This window comes from Streptomyces sp. NPDC001732, from assembly GCF_053596315.1.
Genome location: NZ_JBSFFY010000018.1, coordinates 73887 through 90763 on the forward strand (window position 1 = coordinate 73887; position 16877 = coordinate 90763).

Sequence of the window (16877 nt, forward strand, 5' to 3'; positions counted from 1 at the left end):
ACTCCTGTGGTGTGGGGGGAGGGAGAGATGCGGTCAGGGAGGGGACAGCAGTGTCGCGGTCTCCCGCAGATGGCGGTGGAGTCCGCGATGGGGATCACCCGTGGGCAGCCATTCCTTGCGGATCTTCGCCACACAGGTGTAGTTGGTGTCGCACACATTGGCCAGCGGTGCCTCACCGGCCTGGCTGACCAGTTGGTAGGCGTCGAGTTCGGACAGCCCGTAGTCCCGCGCCAGCCACTGCACGAGATCCAGCTGCGAAATGCGGAAGGCGTCCTCGAGCGGGCGCGCCGAACCGGTCGACATCAGATGGGTGTCGGACTCGATGCGTGGCCACGGCGTCGTGACGCCCTTCAGCAGCTCGACCAGCACCACCGTGTTCATGGCGCACTCCACGGCGACGCCACAGGTCTCGCCCTCGCCCTGGCGGGCGTGACCGTCCCCCAGGCTCAGCAGCGCCCCCTCGACGTTGACGCCCAGATAGCAGGTGACGCCCGCCCTCATCTCCGGCGTGTCCATGTTCCCGCCGTGCGCGTCGGGCACCAGCGCGGACCGCACCTCCAGATTGGCCGGGGCCACCCCGACGGTGCCGTGCATCGGATCCATCGGCAGCTCCACCTGGACGTCGCTGTCCCGGGCGCTGAACAGACAGGTGCGACGCGCCCGGTCCAGCTGCCACATCCACACCACCTCGGGCAGCGGGGGCTGCAGCGACGCGGTGGTGTGGGTGGAGGTGAGCGCCCCGAAGAGGGGAACGGTCGTCGACGCGGCCCAGTCCCGGGCCGGTTCGATGGACACGAAGTGCACCGCGACGGTGTCGCCGGGCTCCGCCCCCACCACGTGGAACGGGCCGGTCTGCGGGTTGAGGAAGGGGAACTCGCAGACCTCGGAGACCAGGTCCTTCTCGGAGCGGACCCGGCCGGCGAAACAGTCCTCCGTGTACAGGTCGAGGAAGGTCCCCGGTTCGATGCGGGCGACCGGCGCCGCCCCGCCGAAGGTCCAGGCGTACTCGCCGGCCTCGGGGCGGACGGTCAGGCCACGGGGGTCACTCATGGCTGTGCTGCTCCTGTCCAAGATGCCCGGCGGGCGTCGGGGCGTCGTCGAGGTGGATCCGTCCGGTCTGTGCCACCCGCTCCGGATGCCTGCGCAGCAGCACAGCCAGCACGACGATCCCGATCAGCATCCAGACGCCGACGACCGGACCGGCGTACGAGACCGGCGCGCTGAGTTCGGAGACGAAGTCGAAGACCGGGATGCCGGCGGCCGTCAGCAGCGCGGGCACGAACGCCGCGATGCCCAGCACCGGGAACACGAGGTGGAGCACGGGACTGAACGCGTCGCGCCGCCGCAGGAAGTATCCGGCACAGGCCAGGTTCACGACGATGTACACACCGATGATCACCGTGACGATCACGGTGGCCAGCAGCACGAACGCCGTCACCGGGTCGTAGCCGAAGCCCAGCCCGAGCGCCGCACCGACCGCGATCACGAACTGCACGGCCACTCCGACGATGGGGGAGCGGCGGCGCGGGTGGAGCCTCGCGAAGGCCCGGGGGAACACCCCGATGCGGCCGAGGGCGAACGCCGTCCTGGTCGACACGTTGGCGGACGCGTTGGCGTTGGCCACCGTCGAGTTGACCACGGCGAGGAAGAGCAGCACCCAGAACAGCCCGAACGAGGCACGGGCCACCCCTTCCCAGGAGGCCGCCCCCGAGCCGCCGAATCCGGCGAACCTGTCGGGCCCGAAGTACACGGACATCGCATACGTGGTGAGGACGTACACCAGGCCGATGGAGATTGCCGCGCCGAGCACCGCGCGCCGCATGGTGCGCCGGGGGTTCTTCGTCTCCTCGGCGAGGGGGGGGCGGCGGCCTCGAACCCGGCGAAGGCCAGCACCGTGTAGACCGAGCCGGCGAAGATTCCGCTGATGCCGTCGAAGCCGTCCGCCGTGTGCGAAGCGCCGAACACCGAAAGGGTGTTGTCCGCACCGGCCTGCCCGATCAGCAGTACGGCGAAGACGACGAAGACGAGCACCTCGAAGACGCCGAGCGCGGTGCCGAACCGGGCGGAGGCCCGCACGCCGAAGTATCCGGCGAGCGCGATGACCACGGCACCCAGCAGCGACCACGGCCACCACAGGGCCGCCGGGTAGGAGGGCCACTCCTGGTGCAGGGTGCCCGCCGTCGTGAAGCCGAGCTGGAGCAGCAGCAGCGCGGGCACCAGGGCCTCGACGAAGACGTAGCCCCAGCCGACGAGGAAGCCGGCGGCCGGGTGCAGTCCCTGGGCGGAGTAGGTGGCGACGGATCCGGCGGCCGGCAGGTGGCGGGCCAGTTCCGCGACGCAGGAAGCGGTGAACAGGCACGCCACCAGGGCCACCACCACGGACAGCGGCAGACTGCCGCCCGCGAACGCCGCCCCGGCCGGAATCGACGCGGCGACGGCGGCGGCGGGTGCCATCGCCGTGATGCTCTGGAAGAGGACCTCGCGCAGCCCGATGGCGTCGCGCAACAGCCCGCTGCCCGAATCCCCCGACACCTTGTGGGCTCCCTCTGTCCGATGACCGGAAGGCGTTGTCCGAAGTACGGCCGAGCGTCTTGCGCGCCCTACCGTACGGGCGCGGCGCGGGCGGGGGGAAGACGGCAGGGGAGCGAAATCGGTTCCGCGGAAGGGGAGGACACCGGAATGTACGACGATGTCATCCCGGCAACGGCAACGGCAACGGCAACGCGGCCCGGCCCTCGGGGCGAGTGCGTACCGAGGGCCGGGCCGGACGGACTTCCCCCGCAGGTAGGGAGGTTGCGGAAGAGAGCGGCCTTGCCAGACCCCAAGATCCGAACTTAGGTCTCGAACAAGGGATTTGTCGGTCAGTCGCGCAGCGGACGCGGCAGCTTCAGCAGCGTCACCGACGTCCTGATGCCGCTGTCGACCAGTCGGCCGTTCTCGTCGAACGCCTCGGCGCCGTCGGTCATCCCGAAGTCGTTGTCGTTGATGAGCGCGAGCGTGTCCCGGCCCGTCACGGCCACGCCCTCGATCTTCCCGGGAACGCCCGCGACCTTGCCCAGGTCGACCACCAGACGCTTGCGGAGCACCGGTACGCCCGACGCCGACGGGTCGGTGAGCTCCTCGTACGACGGGGACGTCGTCGGGTCGTCCCAGGCGGAGCCCAGGATGCCGGAGCCGTGCGGGAGCGACACGCGGTGCAGCCTGGCCGCCTTGTCCGTGCGCTCCTCCACCAGCAGCTCGTCACGGCCGATCGCCACGACCGAGGAGATCTTCAGCTCCGAGGTGTCGTCCTCGCCCGGGTCCACGACGTCCACCGGGTCGAACCGGTAGGCGTACTCGGCGGTGACCGCGCGCTTCCCCGTCGAGAAGCGCAGCAGCCGCACATTGCGCGAGGACTCGCCCGCGTCCTGGTCGGGCAGCGACAGCGGGCTCTGCACCGCGAGCACCAGGTCGCCGCCCGGGAGCAGCGCCAGCCCCTCGAAACCACGGTTGACCTTGCGGTGCAGCAGCACGCCCGGCAGCGCCTCCACCACCGGGTAGTCGGCGCCCGTCAGCCCGAGCCCCTGCGGGACGTACCGGGTCAGCACCCGGCCCCGGGCGGAGACGTGCACCAGGGAGGGCCCGTACTCGTCCACGAGCCAGAAGGTGCCGTCGGCCGCTCGGACGATCCCTTCGGTGTCCAGGCCGTTCGGGTCGTACGCGAGGGGCGTCCTCGCGTCGTAGGTGTACGGGGCCTCGTCGCGGGAGCCCTGGTTCGACAGGCCGGTGACCGCGTTGCCGGAGCGGGTGGTGAGGGGAATGGCCCGCACCACCCGGAGGTGCTTCCCGCTGACGCGCACCTTGACGATCGCCGGATCGAAACCGGGCACGGGGAAGGTGCGCCGCTTCTTCCCGTCGATCTTGATCTGCCCGTTGGGACCGCGGTCGGTCACCGTCCAGAACTCGCCCTTGCGGCCCGCGGGGTAGATGTCGCTGCCGATTCCACCGAGCTTCACCCCGCGGTCGTCGGCGACCGTCCCCGGCAGCAGCCCGTTGCTGAACCCGGCCAGCGGAATGTCGCCGAGCACCGCGCTCCTGGTGACCCGCGCCGTGTGCTCCGGACGCCCGGCCCGGTCCTGCGCCCCGGTGGCGGTCCCGGCGACGCACACCGTGCCGAGCAGGGCGAGCGGCAGCCCGACGGCGAGGGAACGACGGACAACACGCGCGGACATGGGGCCTCCTGTGACGGGGAACGGCTTGACGGCCGTCAGGCTCCGCCCTCCCCGCCAACGCACGGTGACGTCCGGCTGAACGGGAGGGCAGGGCGTGGCGGCGGGCAGGAGCGGGAGCGCGGCCCCGCCCCCCGCCGGGCACCGAACCGGCCGTCCGGGCGGGCGGGTCAGCCGCCCGAGGAGGCCGAGCCGCCGAGCGCGGCCGCCGGATCGTCGTCCGCCGGACCCGCAGGCATCCAGCGCCCGCCCTCCTTGCGGTACGGCCACCAGCGCCCGTCCCGCCCGTAACGGAGCTGAACGCCCTCGTCCACCGCGGTCCAGCGGTTGCCCGCCGCCCGCAGCCGGGGCCGCTCGCCCTCCTCCCACGCCCCGGCGAGCCGGGCCCGCGCCCGCGCCAGGGACTCCGGATCGGGGGTCCACTCCTCCTCCAGCACGGCGAGCCCGGCCGGCCCGCCGTGGCGCCAGGCCCGCACCGCCGCGTCGAGTTCGGCCCGCCGCCGCCCCGACCCGGTGGCCAGCCGCACCATGATCCAGGGCTCCGGCCCGGCCTCCGCGGCCAGTCGCACGGCGTCCTGCTCCGGCGTCAGCCCTGCGGCCGGCTGCTGTTCCCCGTGCCCGGCGCGGAGCGCGTCGGCCAGCATCCGGTGGGCCCGCGCCGCACCGTCCGTCGCCAGCATCTCCAGGGCCGCCGGGTCGATGCCGGGCCGCGGTTCGGTCTCCGTGTCCAGCGACGGCGCCGCACCGGGCTCCGCCGGCAGGGGCGGGGGAGCGGGCAACGGGGGCAGGATGTCCCGCGCCGCGAACGCCTCGTCCGCCCGCACGCCCCGGACACCGGCCCCGTCGGCCCCGGCCGGGCCGGGCTCCCCGTGTCCCTCGGCGCGGGCCGCGATGCGGACCTGGAGCTCGTCCAAGAGCCGCCGTTCACCGCGCCCCCGCATGAGCAGCAGCACGAACGGGTCCTGGTCCAGCAGCCGTGCCACCTGGTAGCACAGGGCCGCGGTGTGCGGGCAGTGGTCCCATGCCTCGCACGTGCACTCCGGGTCCAGGTCGCCGATCCCCGGCAGCAGTTCGATCCCGGCCGCCGCCGCGTCCTCCACCAGGTGCGGCGGCATCTCCCGGTCCAGGAGCGCCGCGATGTGTCCGGACCGCTCGACGGCCATCCCGAGGAACCGTTCCCAGTCCGCCTCGTCGAGCTCCTGGAGCAGCACGTCGCTGCGGTACGTGGACGAGTCCCGGTCCCGGACCACCGCCGTGATCCGGCCGGGCCGCACGGTGACCGCGCCCACCCGGCCCTCGCGGGCGAATCTGCGGCCCTTCTTGAGCTGTTCGCCGTCGAGCGCGGTGTCCTCCAGGGCCTTCAGCCACGCCCGGCCCCACCAGGACCCGGCGAAACCGCGGCCGTGCGCGGGCGGCAGCGCGGCGAAGGTGCGTTCCTGTCCCGGCGCACCGCCCGTGTCGTCCTCGTGGTACGTGCCCTCGTCGTACCGGTCGCCGTCGTAACCGTCGTTCATCGCGCGCCCCCTCGCAGCTCCACCAGATCGGCCAGTTCCGCATCGGTCAGTTCGGTCAGTGCGGCCTCGCCGGAACCGAGCACCGCGTCCGCCAACCCCTGTTTGCGGGCCAGCATGTCGGCGATCCGGTCCTCGATCGTGCCCTCGGCGATCAGTCGGTGCACCTGCACCGGCTGGGTCTGGCCGATCCGGTACGCACGGTCGGTGGCCTGCGCCTCGACCGCCGGGTTCCACCAGCGGTCGAAGTGCACGACATGGCCCGCCCGGGTGAGGTTGAGGCCGGTGCCGGCCGCCTTCAGCGACAGCAGGAAGACCGGCGCCTCGCCCGCCTGGAAGCGGTTCACCATCGCCTCGCGCTCCGCGACCGGGGTGCCGCCGTGCAGGAACTGCGTGCGCACCCCGCGCTCCGCCAGATGCCGTTCGAGCAGCCGGGCCATCCCCACGTACTGGGTGAACACCAGCACGCTCGCCCCCTCCGCCAGGATCGTGTCGAGCAGCTCGTCCAGCAGCTCCACCTTTCCCGAACGGTCCGCGATCCGGGGGGCCTCCTCCTTCAGGTACTGCGCCGGGTGGTTGCAGATCTGCTTCAGGGCCGTCAGCAGCTTGACGACGAGACCGCGCCGGGCGAAACCGTCGGCACCGGAGATCGCGTCCAGCGTCTCGCGCACGACCGCCTCGTACAGACCCGTCTGTTCCGCCGTCAGCGAGACCGTGCGGTCCGTCTCGGTCTTCGGCGGCAGTTCCGGAGCGATTCCCGGATCGGACTTGCGCCGCCGCAGCAGGAACGGCCGCACCAGCGAGGCGAGCCGCTCCGCGGCCGCCGGGTCGCCCCCCTCCGCGGTGCGCGCGTAGCGGGTGCGGAAGGTCCCCAGCCGTCCCAGCAGACCGGGCGTGGTCCAGTCGAGGATCGCCCACAGCTCGGAGAGGTTGTTCTCCACCGGGGTACCGGTGAGCGCCACCCGGGCCCGCGCGCCGATCGTCCGCAACTGCTTGGCCGTCGCCGAGTACGGGTTCTTCACGTGCTGCGCCTCGTCGGCGACCACCATGCCCCACCGGACCTCCGCGAGCCGTGCCGCGTCCAGCCGCATCGTGCCGTACGTGGTGAGGACGAACCCGTCCTCCTCCAGGCCGGCGAGGCTGCGCGCCCCGCCGTGGAAGCGCCGCACCGGCGTGCCCGGCGCGAACTTCTCGATCTCCCGCTGCCAGTTCCCCATGAGAGAGGTCGGACAGATCACGAGGGTCGGCCCGGTGGCCGCTTCGATGCCCTGGCGGTGCAGATGCAGGGCGATCAGCGTGATGGTCTTGCCGAGCCCCATGTCGTCGGCGAGACAGCCGCCGAGACCGAGCGAGGTCATGGTGTGCAGCCAGTTCAGGCCGCGCAGTTGGTAGTCGCGCAACGTCGCGGCGAGCGCGGCGGGCTGACCGACCGTCTGCACCCCGTCCTGCCGCCCGGCCGCCTCCGGGTCCGCCACCAGGCGGCGCAACCGCTCCAGCCAACCGGTGGCCCGGACCTCCACCCGGCGGCCGTCGACCTCGGTGGAACCGGTCAGCACGGCCCCGAGCGCGTCGATCGGAGCGATCTTGCGGTCCCGGGTCTCGCGGGCGCGCCGCGCCTCCTCGGGATCGATCAGCACCCACTGGTCCCGCAGCCGCACCACCGGCCTGTTGGCCTCGGCCAGACGGTCCAGTTCGGCGCGGCTGAGCTTCTGGTCGCCCAGCGCGAACCACCAGTCGAACGTCAGCAGCGCGTCGGGCGACAGGAGCGCCGGAGCGTCGGAACCGGTGGGCGTGAACCCCTCGCGCTCCTCGTCGTCCCCGCCGCCGGCCGGACCGATCACCGCGCGTGCGGTGAGCTTGTGGGCCAGCTGCCTGGGCCAGTGCACCTGGACCCCGGTCGCCGCGAGCGCCCGCCCGGCGGGGCCGAGGAGATCGGCGAGCTCGTCGTCCGCCGGCTCGACGGAATCGGGTACGGCGGCGGACAGCAGCGGGGCCAGGGGCGGCCAGGCGCGGACGGCCCGGCGCAGCGCCAGCAGGGTGTCCATCCGGGCCCGGGGGCCGAGCGCCGCGGCGCCCGCCCCGCCCGACCAGACCTCGGCGGCATCGGCGACCAGCGCCGGATCGCTGACGCTGTGGACCTGGAGGACGACCCGGAAGGCGGGCCCGGCGGACTCCTCGTCGTCCTCGTCCGGTGCAGTCAGTCCGGACGCCTCGACCCGGAGCGACAACCGGACCCCCGCGTCGTGTCCGGCCGCGACATCGCTCACCCAGGCGCGCCGGTCGGGAAGAAGCTGCGGCTCGTCGGCGGTGAACGCCGGGCCGCCGCCCGCGAGCACCGCCCCCGCAGAGCGCGGCAGGCCGTCCGCCACGGCATCGAGGAACGCCCGCAGCAGCCCTTCGGGTTCGGGCAGCAGAACGGGCACGGCGGCCCCGTCGAGCGGCACCGCGTGGGCCGAGGGAGGCATCGAGGCAGCGAGAGTACGGATCCGTGACTGGTCGTCGGCGGTCAGCGGCCCGAGTCGCCAGGCATCGTGATCCGTGGCGCTGAGCCCCGGCAACAGCAGCCCCCGGGCCGCGATGTGGAGAGCGAGGAGAGTCGCCGCGCCCCAGAACACCGCCGCGTCGGAGGCATGCACCGAAAGCCGCGCCCGCGTCAGCACGGGCAGCGCGTCGCGGACCGGAACCATCCGGGCGGGTACGGAGTGCACCCGGGCGTCGGCGCCGACGACGTCCAGCTCCTCGACGGAACCGGGGGCGTCCGGCGGAGTGCTGCCGTCCGGACACCAGAAGGCGAGACGGCCGGAGCGGGAGGGGTCGCCCGGCAGGAAGACCACGGAGCAGACGGAGAGAGCGGAGATCTCGGGAAGTGTTGCCGCAGGAAGTCTGTGCACGGTGATGCCGAATTCCTCAAATTTGACTAGTGGGCAGTCGAGTTGCCGAGGGTACTCCACCGAGGTCCGGCCCGGGGGGCGGATCACCGTGATCCACATCACTTGCAAGGTGCCCGGTGCTCGCCCCCGGGAGGACAGGACGCCCGGACACACGCCGTCCAGGGGGCGCAACCACCTCCTGGGGGTGGGGCAGGCCCCCCTGCGGGGCCGGGGGTTGTCCCCGGACGGTCCGGGTGCTGGCGCCATGGCCACCGCACCGTGCCCACCCTACGTTTCTACAGGTCAACCCAGCTTTTCAGAGACCGGAGATCCCATGCCCCAGGCCGTAGCCGCCGTCGTGGAAGGCACCCGTGACGGTAGAGGAAGTACCGCAGGCGCCGCTGACGGCGGGGCCGCCGCGCCGGCCCAGGGAAGCGACTTCGCGCCCCTGCTGCGGGCGGTGAAGGGACAGGGCCTCCTGGAACGGCGCCCCGGCTGGTACACGGCGCGCATCGCCACCGACCTGATCGCACTGGGCGCCGTCGTCACCGGGATGTTCCTCCTCGGTGACACCTGGTGGACCCTGCCGCTCGCGCTGCCGCTGGCGCTCTTCTGGTCGCGTGTCGCGTTCGTCGGACACGACGCCGGGCACGCCCAGATAACCGGCGCCCGCAGGGCGGGCCGCGCCATCGGCCTCTTTCACGCCAACCTGCTGCTCGGCATGAACGAGGCGTGGTGGAACGACAAGCACGTACGCCACCACGCCAACCCCAACCACATCGAAAAGGACCCGGACGTCGGCGTCGGCGCCCTTGTCTGGACCCAGAAGCAGGCGGCCCAGCGCGAGGGCTTCGCCCGCTGGCTCACCCGTAACCAGGCCCGCCTCTTCTTCCCGATGCTGCTCCTCGAAGGCATCGCGCTGAAGATCTCCGGCTTCCAGTACCTGCGCCGGCAGCCCACCCGGGAACGGGCTCTCTCCGCACTGCTCCTGATCGCCCACCTCGGCCTCTACGCGGCACTGCTGCTCACCGTCATGTCCCCGGGAAAGGCCGTCGTCTTCGCACTCGTGCACCATGCGCTGTTCGGGCTCCACCTGGGCCTGGCCTTCGCGCCGAACCACAAAGGCATGGAGATGCCCGACCCCGACGGCGAACGCTGGGGCCACCTCCGACGCCAGGTCCTCACCTCGCGCAACGTGCGCGGCGGCCTCCTCACCGACTGGTTCCTCGGCGGGCTCAACTATCAGATCGAACACCACCTCTTCCCGAGCATGCCCCGCCCGCACCTGCGCCTGGCACAGCCCATGGTGCGCGCCCACTGCGAGGCGCTCGGCATGCCGTACACGGAGACCGGACTGATCGAGTCCTACCGGCAAGCACTGCGCCACATGCACGAGGTGGGCGAACCCCTGCGATGAGACCTCGGGCCCTTCCCCCGGAACGAGCCGGTCCCGAGGGGGGCCGGCACGAGCCGGCGGAAAGGCCCTCGGGAGGGCCGGAACCGATCGGCCCGCACGGGCGTTCTCACAGCAGGAGCGGCTCCGGGCCGCGAAGGAGGCATGGACGATGTCGAACAGCGCGAAGATCGTCATCGGGGGAGTCGTCGTAGCGGTGGTCCTGATGCCGTTCATCGGTTTCTGGCTGTCGTTGCTGGTCCTGATCGGCGTTCCGGCCGTCGCGTATCTGCTGCTGGACCCCGGACAGCGACGCAGGCTCCGTAGGATCACCCGCAAGGAAATAGGACGCTGACGGGAAGGACTCCCCAGTGAGCGGGACAGTGACCACGGTGAGCAGGAACGAGACGTACTCGTTCACCAAACCGAACCGGGAGAGCGTCAGACTCCTCGCCGGACTCGGCGTGGAGGGAGACGTGCACGCGGGGGTCACGGTCAAGCACCGCTCCCGGGTCGCGCAGGACCCCACCCAGCCGAATCTGCGCCAGGTCCACCTCATCCACGAGGAACTCTTCGGCGAACTGCGGGAAGCCGGATTCGACGTCTCCCCGGGCGATCTCGGGGAGAACGTCACCACCAGGGGGATCGACCTCCTCGCCCTCCCCGTCGGGGCCCTGCTGCGCCTCGGCGACGAGGCGGTCGTCGAGATCACCGGGCTGCGCAACCCCTGCCTGCAGATCGACAACTTCCGCGACGGGCTCCTCAAGCACGTCGTGGGCCGCGACGAATCGGGCCTGATCGTGCGCAAGGCAGGGATCATGGGCGTCGTCACGGCCGGCGGAGTGGTCCGGCCGGGCGACCCGATCGAGGTCGAACTGCCCGCCGGACCCCACCGGCCGCTGGAGCGCGTGTAGGAGGCGAAGGACGAGGCGGCCCGGGACGTTTTCCCCGGACGGACGCCCGAAGCCGTGCTCGGGCCGGATGTCCGCGGCCGTGTTCAGGCCGGACGCACCGCGAGCGCGTCGAGGGCCTGCAGCAGGCGGGGCAGTCCCGTGCCGCGCCCGACCGGCAGGACCTCGCCCGGTTCCTCGTCCAGCAGGATGAACGCGATGTCGTCGGTCCGGGCGACCAGGGACCAGCCGGGACCGTCGGCCCGCAGCATTCGGGCATCGCCCGGGGCGAAGGCGGACCGGACACGGCCGGGCGGCGGTGGGGCGTCGATGTAGCCACGAGCCTCCGCGAGCGCCCGCCGTACACCGGGGTGCGCCCCCGAAGGGGTTCCACCGGCCGGACCCTCGGCGGCGTCGGACGGGCCGCCCGGATCGGCTCCGGGCTCGGGCCCGGCACCGGCCCGGGGCTCGGAGCCGGTCTTCGGAGCGACCCCGGCTCCGGCCCCACCCGTCCGTTCGGCATCGGCGTCGGCATCGGCATCGGTTCCGGCGTCGGTGGCGGGCCGGGAAGCGGAACCTGCTCCCGCTCCGGTGCCGTTTCCGCCCCGGCCCTCGCTCCCGGTCCCGGAGCCGTCCGCTCCGGACCGGGTACCGAAGGCCGGGTCGTCGTCGAGCTGTTCGCGCCAGGCGGCCCACTGGTGCGCTATCTCGTCCGCGCCCATGCGTCGCTGGGCGGGCCCCCACGACTCCGTGTCGGGCGGCGCCAGCGGCGTGCGATCGGTGCCCTCGGCCTCCGGATCCGGCAACGGATCGTGCGGGGCGGCCACACCCGGGGCGGAGACCGCCACCGGGAGGGGCCAGCCGGGCAGCGCGCAGACCACCGACCGGTCGTCGGGGGAGAGGTCGTACTCCATGCCGCAGTCCCAGGCCGCGATGGCGACGGCGACCAGGGACACGTCCTCGACGACGACGGTCCACCGCGCCCCACTGCCGTCCTGGCCGAGGACGAGGCCATAGCCCTCGACGTACGGTTCGAGGGCGAGCGCGGCACACACGGCCGGGTAGTCGTCGCCGAGAACGCTCGGGAACTGTGCCGGTGTCAGCAGCGCCGCGGTCAGCACATACAGTGCGTCGTCATCGACGACTGCGTCGTTCGTCCCGGCCACGGCACCTCCTGGTCCGTCATCCCTGTCCGTCGGCGCACCTTAACGAGTCGGCAACCCACTCGTCGAGGCCCTGACAAGTGAGGAGGCGGCCCGCGGACGGACTCCTCAGTCGGCGGGAAGGCCGAGCAGCGTGCGGGTCACCGCCCGTGGCGACTCGCCGCGCTCACGGGCCAGCACGATGACGGCCCGGCAGGCCAGCTCGTTGACCCCGAAGGAGAGTGCCTCGGGGGAGACCCAGCCGCTCGCCTCGTCGATCCGCGTCTGGTCCTCCTCCACGGACGCCGAGACGTAGGCGGCGGCCGCCTCGAACAGATTGTGCCGCTTGCGCCGGCCGTCCTTGGGAGGCGGCGCGGACCGTGCTCCCCTGCGATCGGAGGACACGGCCTTCCGCAGGTTGCCGATTATGTCGATCATGTGGACCGCCTTCCGGTGGAACCGTGAGCGCGTGACTTGCCGGAACGTACTTGTGGTGTTCCCCGCCGACGTTAAGTTGGACCTTCGGACCGATTTCGAGGGGGCAGCGCAGTGAAGCGGTACGACCGGCTGAAGGAGATTCAGCGTCTCGATCCGGAACGGGACTTCCTCCGGATCTATCGGATCACCGTGACATACGAATTCCCCTGGGACGTCGCCCGCGCTCTCGAACTCGCTCTGTACCGCACGTATGCCGTACCCGGCATCGGCCGGCTTCTTGCGCAGACCGCCGAGATGACGGACCGTACGCAGAAGCGTTACGACGACACCGCGCTGCTCCTCGACGCCGTCGTGGAGCACGGCTTCGACAGCGACCCCGGACGTACGGCTCTCCGCCGGATCAATCAGATGCACCGCAGCTACGACATCAGCAACGACGACATGCGGTACGTCCTGTGCACCTTCGTCGTCACCCCGAAACGGTGGCTCGACAACTACGGCTGGCGTCGGCTGTCCGACCACGAACTGCGGGCGTGCGCCGCCTACTACCGGACCCTGGGCGCCCACATGGGCATCAAGGACCTGCCGCAGTCGTACCAGGACTTCGAGCACACCCTCGACACCTATGAGGCCGAGCACTTCGGCTGGGACGAGGGAGGGCGCCGGGTCTCCGACGCCACGCTCGACCTGATGGCCTCCTGGTATCCGCGCCCCTTCGCCCCCGCCGCACGAAAAGCCGCCCTGGCGCTCCTCGACGATTCGCTGCTGAGGGCATTCCGGTACGACCGCCCGGGGCCCGCGACCTGTGGCCTCGTCCACGGAGCCCTGCGCCTGCGGGCGCGGGCGGTGCGACTCCTGCCGCCGCGCTCCACACCGCACTACGCCCGGCAGAACCCGGAGATCAAGGGGTACCCGAACGGCTACGAGGTCTCCGCGCTCGGCACGTTCCCCCGTCCGGGAATCGGCGGCTGTCCGGTCCCGCACGACCGGCGTCCCGCTGCCTCGGCGGAGTGAGTACGGCGGGGCGGGGCCGGGGCACGCCGGTCAGGGCAGTCGCACGGCCAGGGCGAGAAAGCGCTCGTCCTCGTCGGCGTAGGCATCGAGCCGCCAGCCCGCACGCGCCAGCAAGGGGCGGAGGTTGCGCTCCGCGCGCAGATCGTCGTCCGTGAGCCGACGGCCGTGCCGGGCCGCGAGAGCGGCCCGCCCGATGGGGTGGAAAAGCGCCAGCCGCCCGCCGGGCCGCACCACCCGGGCCAGTTCCGCCAGATCCGGGCCGGGGCGCGAGAGATGGGAGACCAGCCCGGCCGCCAGCACCGCGTCGAAGGCCTGTGCCCCGAAAGGCAGGCGTGCAACATCGGCGAGGACCAGCACCCCCTCCCGGTCGCGGCCCGCCCGCACCGCCGACTCCAGCATGGCCGCTGTCAGGTCCACGCCCACGACGGTGCCACGAGACCCGACAACCGTGCGGAGGGCGGGAAGGGCCCGCCCCGTACCGCATCCGGCGTCGAGCACCGTTCCCCCGGGCTCCAGCCCCAGGGAACGGACGGCCTCGTCGAAGGCGGGCCCGTCGTCGGGGAACCGGGAGTCCCAGTCCGCCGCGCGGGCCGTGAAGAATTCCTGGGCGCGTGTGTGGTCGTCGGCCATGAGGACATGATCGCGCAGTTGCCGGAGCATGCCCCGGAAGTGCGAGGAAACCGGGGACCATGCACACCGGCCCTCCCGACTCCCCGGTACCGGGGCGGGAGGGCCCGCACCCGTCGGCCTCGCCGTTTCCGGATCAGACGTTGACGCCGTAGTCGGAGGCGATGCCGGCCAGGCCCGAGGCGTATCCCTGACCGACCGCCCGGAACTTCCACTCCGTGCCGTGCCGGTACAGCTCGCCGAAGACCATGGCGGTCTCGGTCGAGGCGTCCTCGCTGAGGTCGTAACGGGCCAGCTCGATGCCGTTCGCCCGGTTCACCACGCGGATGAACGCATTGCGCACCTGGCCGAAGCTCTGCCCACGGCTCTGCGCGTCGTGGATCGAGACCGGAAAGACGATCTTGGCCACATCCGCCGGGACCGCCGACAGGTCCACATTGATGGACTCGTCGTCGCCCTCGCCCTCACCGGTCAGGTTGTCACCGGTGTGCTGGACCGAACCGTCCGGGCTGGTGAGGTTGTTGTAGAAGACGAAGTGCAGGTCGGAGAGGACCTTGCCAGTGTTCGAGCACAGCAGCGCGCTCGCGTCCAGGTCGTGGTCGGCGCCCGTCGTCGTCCGCACGTCCCAGCCCAGGCCGACCGTCACTGCGGTCAGGCCGGGTGCCTCCTTCGACAAGGAGACGTTGCCGCCCTTGGCCAGGGTCACACCCATGAACATCCTCCAACGATCAATTGGTCCAGCGATTCGGTGATGTGGTGAACAGCGCTTCCTTCGGCCGTCACCGGGGGAACGACGGCGCGACGGCCATGGTTCCCTGATTGCGCAAGCCGTGAAGTGAACGGCGGGGCGAGGTGACGTACGTTGGTCAGCCGGTGCCCTGAACACGTGTGTCGGTACGGGGTTCCTGCGTATCGGTTTCCTTCATGGCCTTCGCCTCACTCTTCAGGATCCGCATGGATTTGCCCAGGGCCCTGGCCGTATCCGGCAGCTTCTTCGAGCCGAACAGTGCGATCGTCACGATCGCCACGATCAACAGGTGCCAGGGTTCGAGGCCATTGCGCAACATGTGCGTGTCACCCTCCCTTTCGGTGCTTTGGCCGGTGTTTCCGTTCGGCGTCCGCGGACAGTGCTTCAGGGTGGCCGTGGGCAGGTGCGATGATCCGCCCGGACATAAACGCTTGCTACATTGCGCAACTGTACAACCATGGGATGGCGGAACACGTCCTACCCCGTGGAAGCCGGACGGATGGGGTGGCCGATGACGGGAAGTCGCACAGCGGGAACGCGCGGGGGAAGGGGCAGCCGCCTGCGGCGGACAGCCATGTTCGGGCTGTCGTTCCTCGTGCTGCTCGTCGCCGGTGTCGGGTGGGGCTACCTCAAACTCGGCGGCAGCATCACCACCTTCAGTGCGGACGGGATCTCCGGCGACCGGCCGCCCGGTTCGTCGAGCGGGCAGAACGTCCTGGTCATCGGATCGGACTCACGTTCGGGTGACAACGGCAAACTGGGCGGCGGCACGGGGACGGTGGGGCGCTCCGACACCGCCTTCCTGCTCCATGTGTACGGCGACCGCAAGCACGCGGTCGCCGTGTCCATCCCGCGTGACGCCCTCGTGGACATCCCGGCCTGCAAGATGCCGGGTGGCGAGTGGACCGCACCGCAGCACGGCGTGATGTTCAACGGGGCGTTCTCGGTGGGGGAGACGCCCGAGGGGAACCCCGCCTGTACGCAGAACACGGTCGAACAGCTCACCGGCCTGCGCGTCGACCACACCGTGGTCATCGACTTCGAGGGATTCTCGGCACTGACCTCCGCCGTCGGCGGAGTGCCGGTGTGTCTGCCCAAGGACATCTACCAGCGAGACCTCAGCCCGAAGCTGCCCACCCGGGGCGCCCTGATCTTCACGAAGGGGCCGCAGTCCGTCTCCGGGCAGCGGGCGCTCGACTATGTCCGGCTCCGGCACGGCATCGGTGACGGCTCGGACATAGGGCGTATCAAACGCCAGCAGGCATTCGTCGCCTCCCTCGTCAAGAAGGTCAGGTCCCAGGGGCTGAACCCCACGACCCTGCTGCCCCTGGCCAAGGCGGCCACCGACGCGATGACCGTCGACCCGGGACTCGGCTCGGCCGACCAGCTCCTGGAATTCGCCATGTCGATGAAGAACGTCGACCTGCACAACACCAAGTTCGTCACGGTTCCCTGGCGCTACGAGGGCGCGCGTGTCGCGATCGTCGAACCGGACGCCGACGCGCTCTGGGCCGCGCTGAAGACCGACCGGACGGTCGACGGCAAGGACGCCAGCGGCAGGGGATCGGGCAAGGGCGAAAAGACGGACAAGGAATCGACCTCGCCCACGGTCCCGGTCTCCGGCAAGGGCATCGACGTCGCCGTCTACAACGGCACCACGGTCACCGGGCTCGCGGCCCGCGCCGCCGACCTCCTGCGCTCCCGGGACTTCACCGTCACCACCACGGCCACGGCGGGCAGACAGGACCATGCCACGACCGTCGTCGAGTACGGGCCGGGGCTGCGTGACGAGGCGGAGACCACGGCGCGGCTCTTCGCCGGAGCCAGGGCGACGGCATCCGACATCCCCGGAATCCAGGTGATCCTCGGCAGTTCCTACGCGGCCAACCCCTCGGCCGCACCGGAGAAACCGGCGTCCTCCGGTGTTCCGTCCACCGTCGCCGACGGGGCGCGGTCGGCCGACGACGACCCGTGCGCGGACCTCTCGTACGGCTGACCTCCCGCCGGATGCGGGAACACGGCACCGGGTGGCGGGT

General features: G+C 71.5%; 15 protein-coding genes and 1 pseudogene. 5 read left to right on the top strand and 11 right to left on the bottom strand.

Features of this window, described 5'->3' with window-relative positions:
• Positions 1-33: 33 nt before the first annotated feature.
• The 6 genes and pseudogenes from ACWCXX_RS19500 to ACWCXX_RS19525 all read right to left on the bottom strand — a co-directional run bounded on the left by ACWCXX_RS19500 (position 34) and on the right by ACWCXX_RS19525 (position 8610).
• Positions 34-1050 (bottom strand): acetamidase/formamidase family protein, encoded by a 1017-nt coding sequence (locus ACWCXX_RS19500; protein ID WP_451128781.1) that lies wholly within the window; start codon positions 1048-1050, stop codon positions 34-36.
• Positions 1043-1822, bottom strand: coding sequence for an APC family permease (locus tag ACWCXX_RS19505; RefSeq protein ID WP_451128783.1), 780 nt, complete (start codon positions 1820-1822; stop codon positions 1043-1045). Before ACWCXX_RS19505 ends, ACWCXX_RS19500 begins: the two co-directional genes overlap by 8 nt.
• Before the next feature lie 95 nt (positions 1823-1917).
• A pseudogene (locus tag ACWCXX_RS19510) lies at positions 1918-2454 on the bottom strand (amino acid permease); the annotation flags it as partial.
• A 407-nt stretch (positions 2455-2861) separates the two neighbouring features.
• Positions 2862-4211, bottom strand: a complete 1350-nt coding sequence (locus ACWCXX_RS19515) for an esterase-like activity of phytase family protein (RefSeq protein ID WP_451128785.1) — start codon at positions 4209-4211, stop codon at positions 2862-2864.
• Positions 4212-4378: 167 nt separating this feature from the next.
• Complete coding sequence (locus ACWCXX_RS19520) at positions 4379-5722, bottom strand: SWIM zinc finger family protein (RefSeq protein ID WP_451128787.1); 1344 nt, start codon at positions 5720-5722, stop codon at positions 4379-4381.
• The gene (locus ACWCXX_RS19525) at positions 5719-8610 is read right to left on the bottom strand and encodes a DEAD/DEAH box helicase (protein ID WP_451128789.1); all 2892 of its coding nucleotides are present in this window, start codon (positions 8608-8610) and stop codon (positions 5719-5721) included. Before ACWCXX_RS19525 ends, ACWCXX_RS19520 begins: the two co-directional genes overlap by 4 nt.
• Positions 8611-8923: 313 nt before the next feature.
• Here ACWCXX_RS19525 and ACWCXX_RS19530 point away from each other — a divergent pair, with 313 nt between their 5' ends.
• The 3 genes from ACWCXX_RS19530 to ACWCXX_RS19540 all read left to right on the top strand — a co-directional run bounded on the left by ACWCXX_RS19530 (position 8924) and on the right by ACWCXX_RS19540 (position 10896).
• Positions 8924-10006: a fatty acid desaturase family protein gene (locus ACWCXX_RS19530; protein ID WP_451128791.1), complete on the top strand. Its 1083-nt coding sequence runs from the start codon at positions 8924-8926 to the stop codon at positions 10004-10006.
• A 148-nt stretch (positions 10007-10154) separates the two neighbouring features.
• Positions 10155-10337, top strand: a complete 183-nt coding sequence (locus ACWCXX_RS19535) for a hypothetical protein (RefSeq protein WP_451128793.1) — start codon at positions 10155-10157, stop codon at positions 10335-10337.
• Positions 10338-10353: 16 nt separating this feature from the next.
• Positions 10354-10896, top strand: a complete 543-nt coding sequence (locus tag ACWCXX_RS19540) for an MOSC domain-containing protein (protein WP_451128795.1) — start codon at positions 10354-10356, stop codon at positions 10894-10896.
• Between the two features lie 83 nt (positions 10897-10979).
• On the opposite strand, the gene ACWCXX_RS19545 is transcribed toward ACWCXX_RS19540, so the two are convergent.
• Together ACWCXX_RS19545 and ACWCXX_RS19550 are read right to left on the bottom strand one after the other, a co-directional pair.
• Positions 10980-12038, bottom strand: coding sequence for a hypothetical protein (locus ACWCXX_RS19545; protein ID WP_451128797.1), 1059 nt, complete (start codon positions 12036-12038; stop codon positions 10980-10982).
• Positions 12039-12143: 105 nt separating this feature from the next.
• Positions 12144-12452: a hypothetical protein gene (locus ACWCXX_RS19550; RefSeq protein ID WP_451128799.1), complete on the bottom strand. Its 309-nt coding sequence runs from the start codon at positions 12450-12452 to the stop codon at positions 12144-12146.
• Between the two features lie 111 nt (positions 12453-12563).
• On the opposite strand from ACWCXX_RS19550, the gene ACWCXX_RS19555 reads away from it, so the two are divergent.
• Positions 12564-13466: an oxygenase MpaB family protein gene (locus ACWCXX_RS19555; RefSeq protein WP_451128801.1), complete on the top strand. Its 903-nt coding sequence runs from the start codon at positions 12564-12566 to the stop codon at positions 13464-13466.
• 30 nt (positions 13467-13496) lie between these two features.
• Here ACWCXX_RS19555 and ACWCXX_RS19560 read toward each other — a convergent pair whose 3' ends face one another.
• The 3 genes from ACWCXX_RS19560 to tatA all read right to left on the bottom strand — a co-directional run bounded on the left by ACWCXX_RS19560 (position 13497) and on the right by tatA (position 15160).
• On the bottom strand, positions 13497-14096 hold the full coding sequence (locus tag ACWCXX_RS19560; RefSeq protein ID WP_451128803.1) for a class I SAM-dependent methyltransferase: 600 nt from the start codon (positions 14094-14096) through the stop codon (positions 13497-13499).
• Between the two features lie 133 nt (positions 14097-14229).
• Positions 14230-14805: a TerD family protein gene (locus ACWCXX_RS19565; protein WP_451128805.1), complete on the bottom strand. Its 576-nt coding sequence runs from the start codon at positions 14803-14805 to the stop codon at positions 14230-14232.
• Positions 14806-14959: 154 nt separating this feature from the next.
• Positions 14960-15160, bottom strand: a complete 201-nt coding sequence (gene tatA / locus ACWCXX_RS19570; RefSeq protein WP_451128807.1) for a Sec-independent protein translocase subunit TatA — start codon at positions 15158-15160, stop codon at positions 14960-14962.
• Positions 15161-15340: 180 nt separating this feature from the next.
• Here tatA and ACWCXX_RS19575 point away from each other — a divergent pair, with 180 nt between their 5' ends.
• On the top strand, positions 15341-16837 hold the full coding sequence (locus ACWCXX_RS19575; protein ID WP_451128891.1) for an LCP family protein: 1497 nt from the start codon (positions 15341-15343) through the stop codon (positions 16835-16837).
• Positions 16838-16877: the final 40 nt, after the last annotated feature.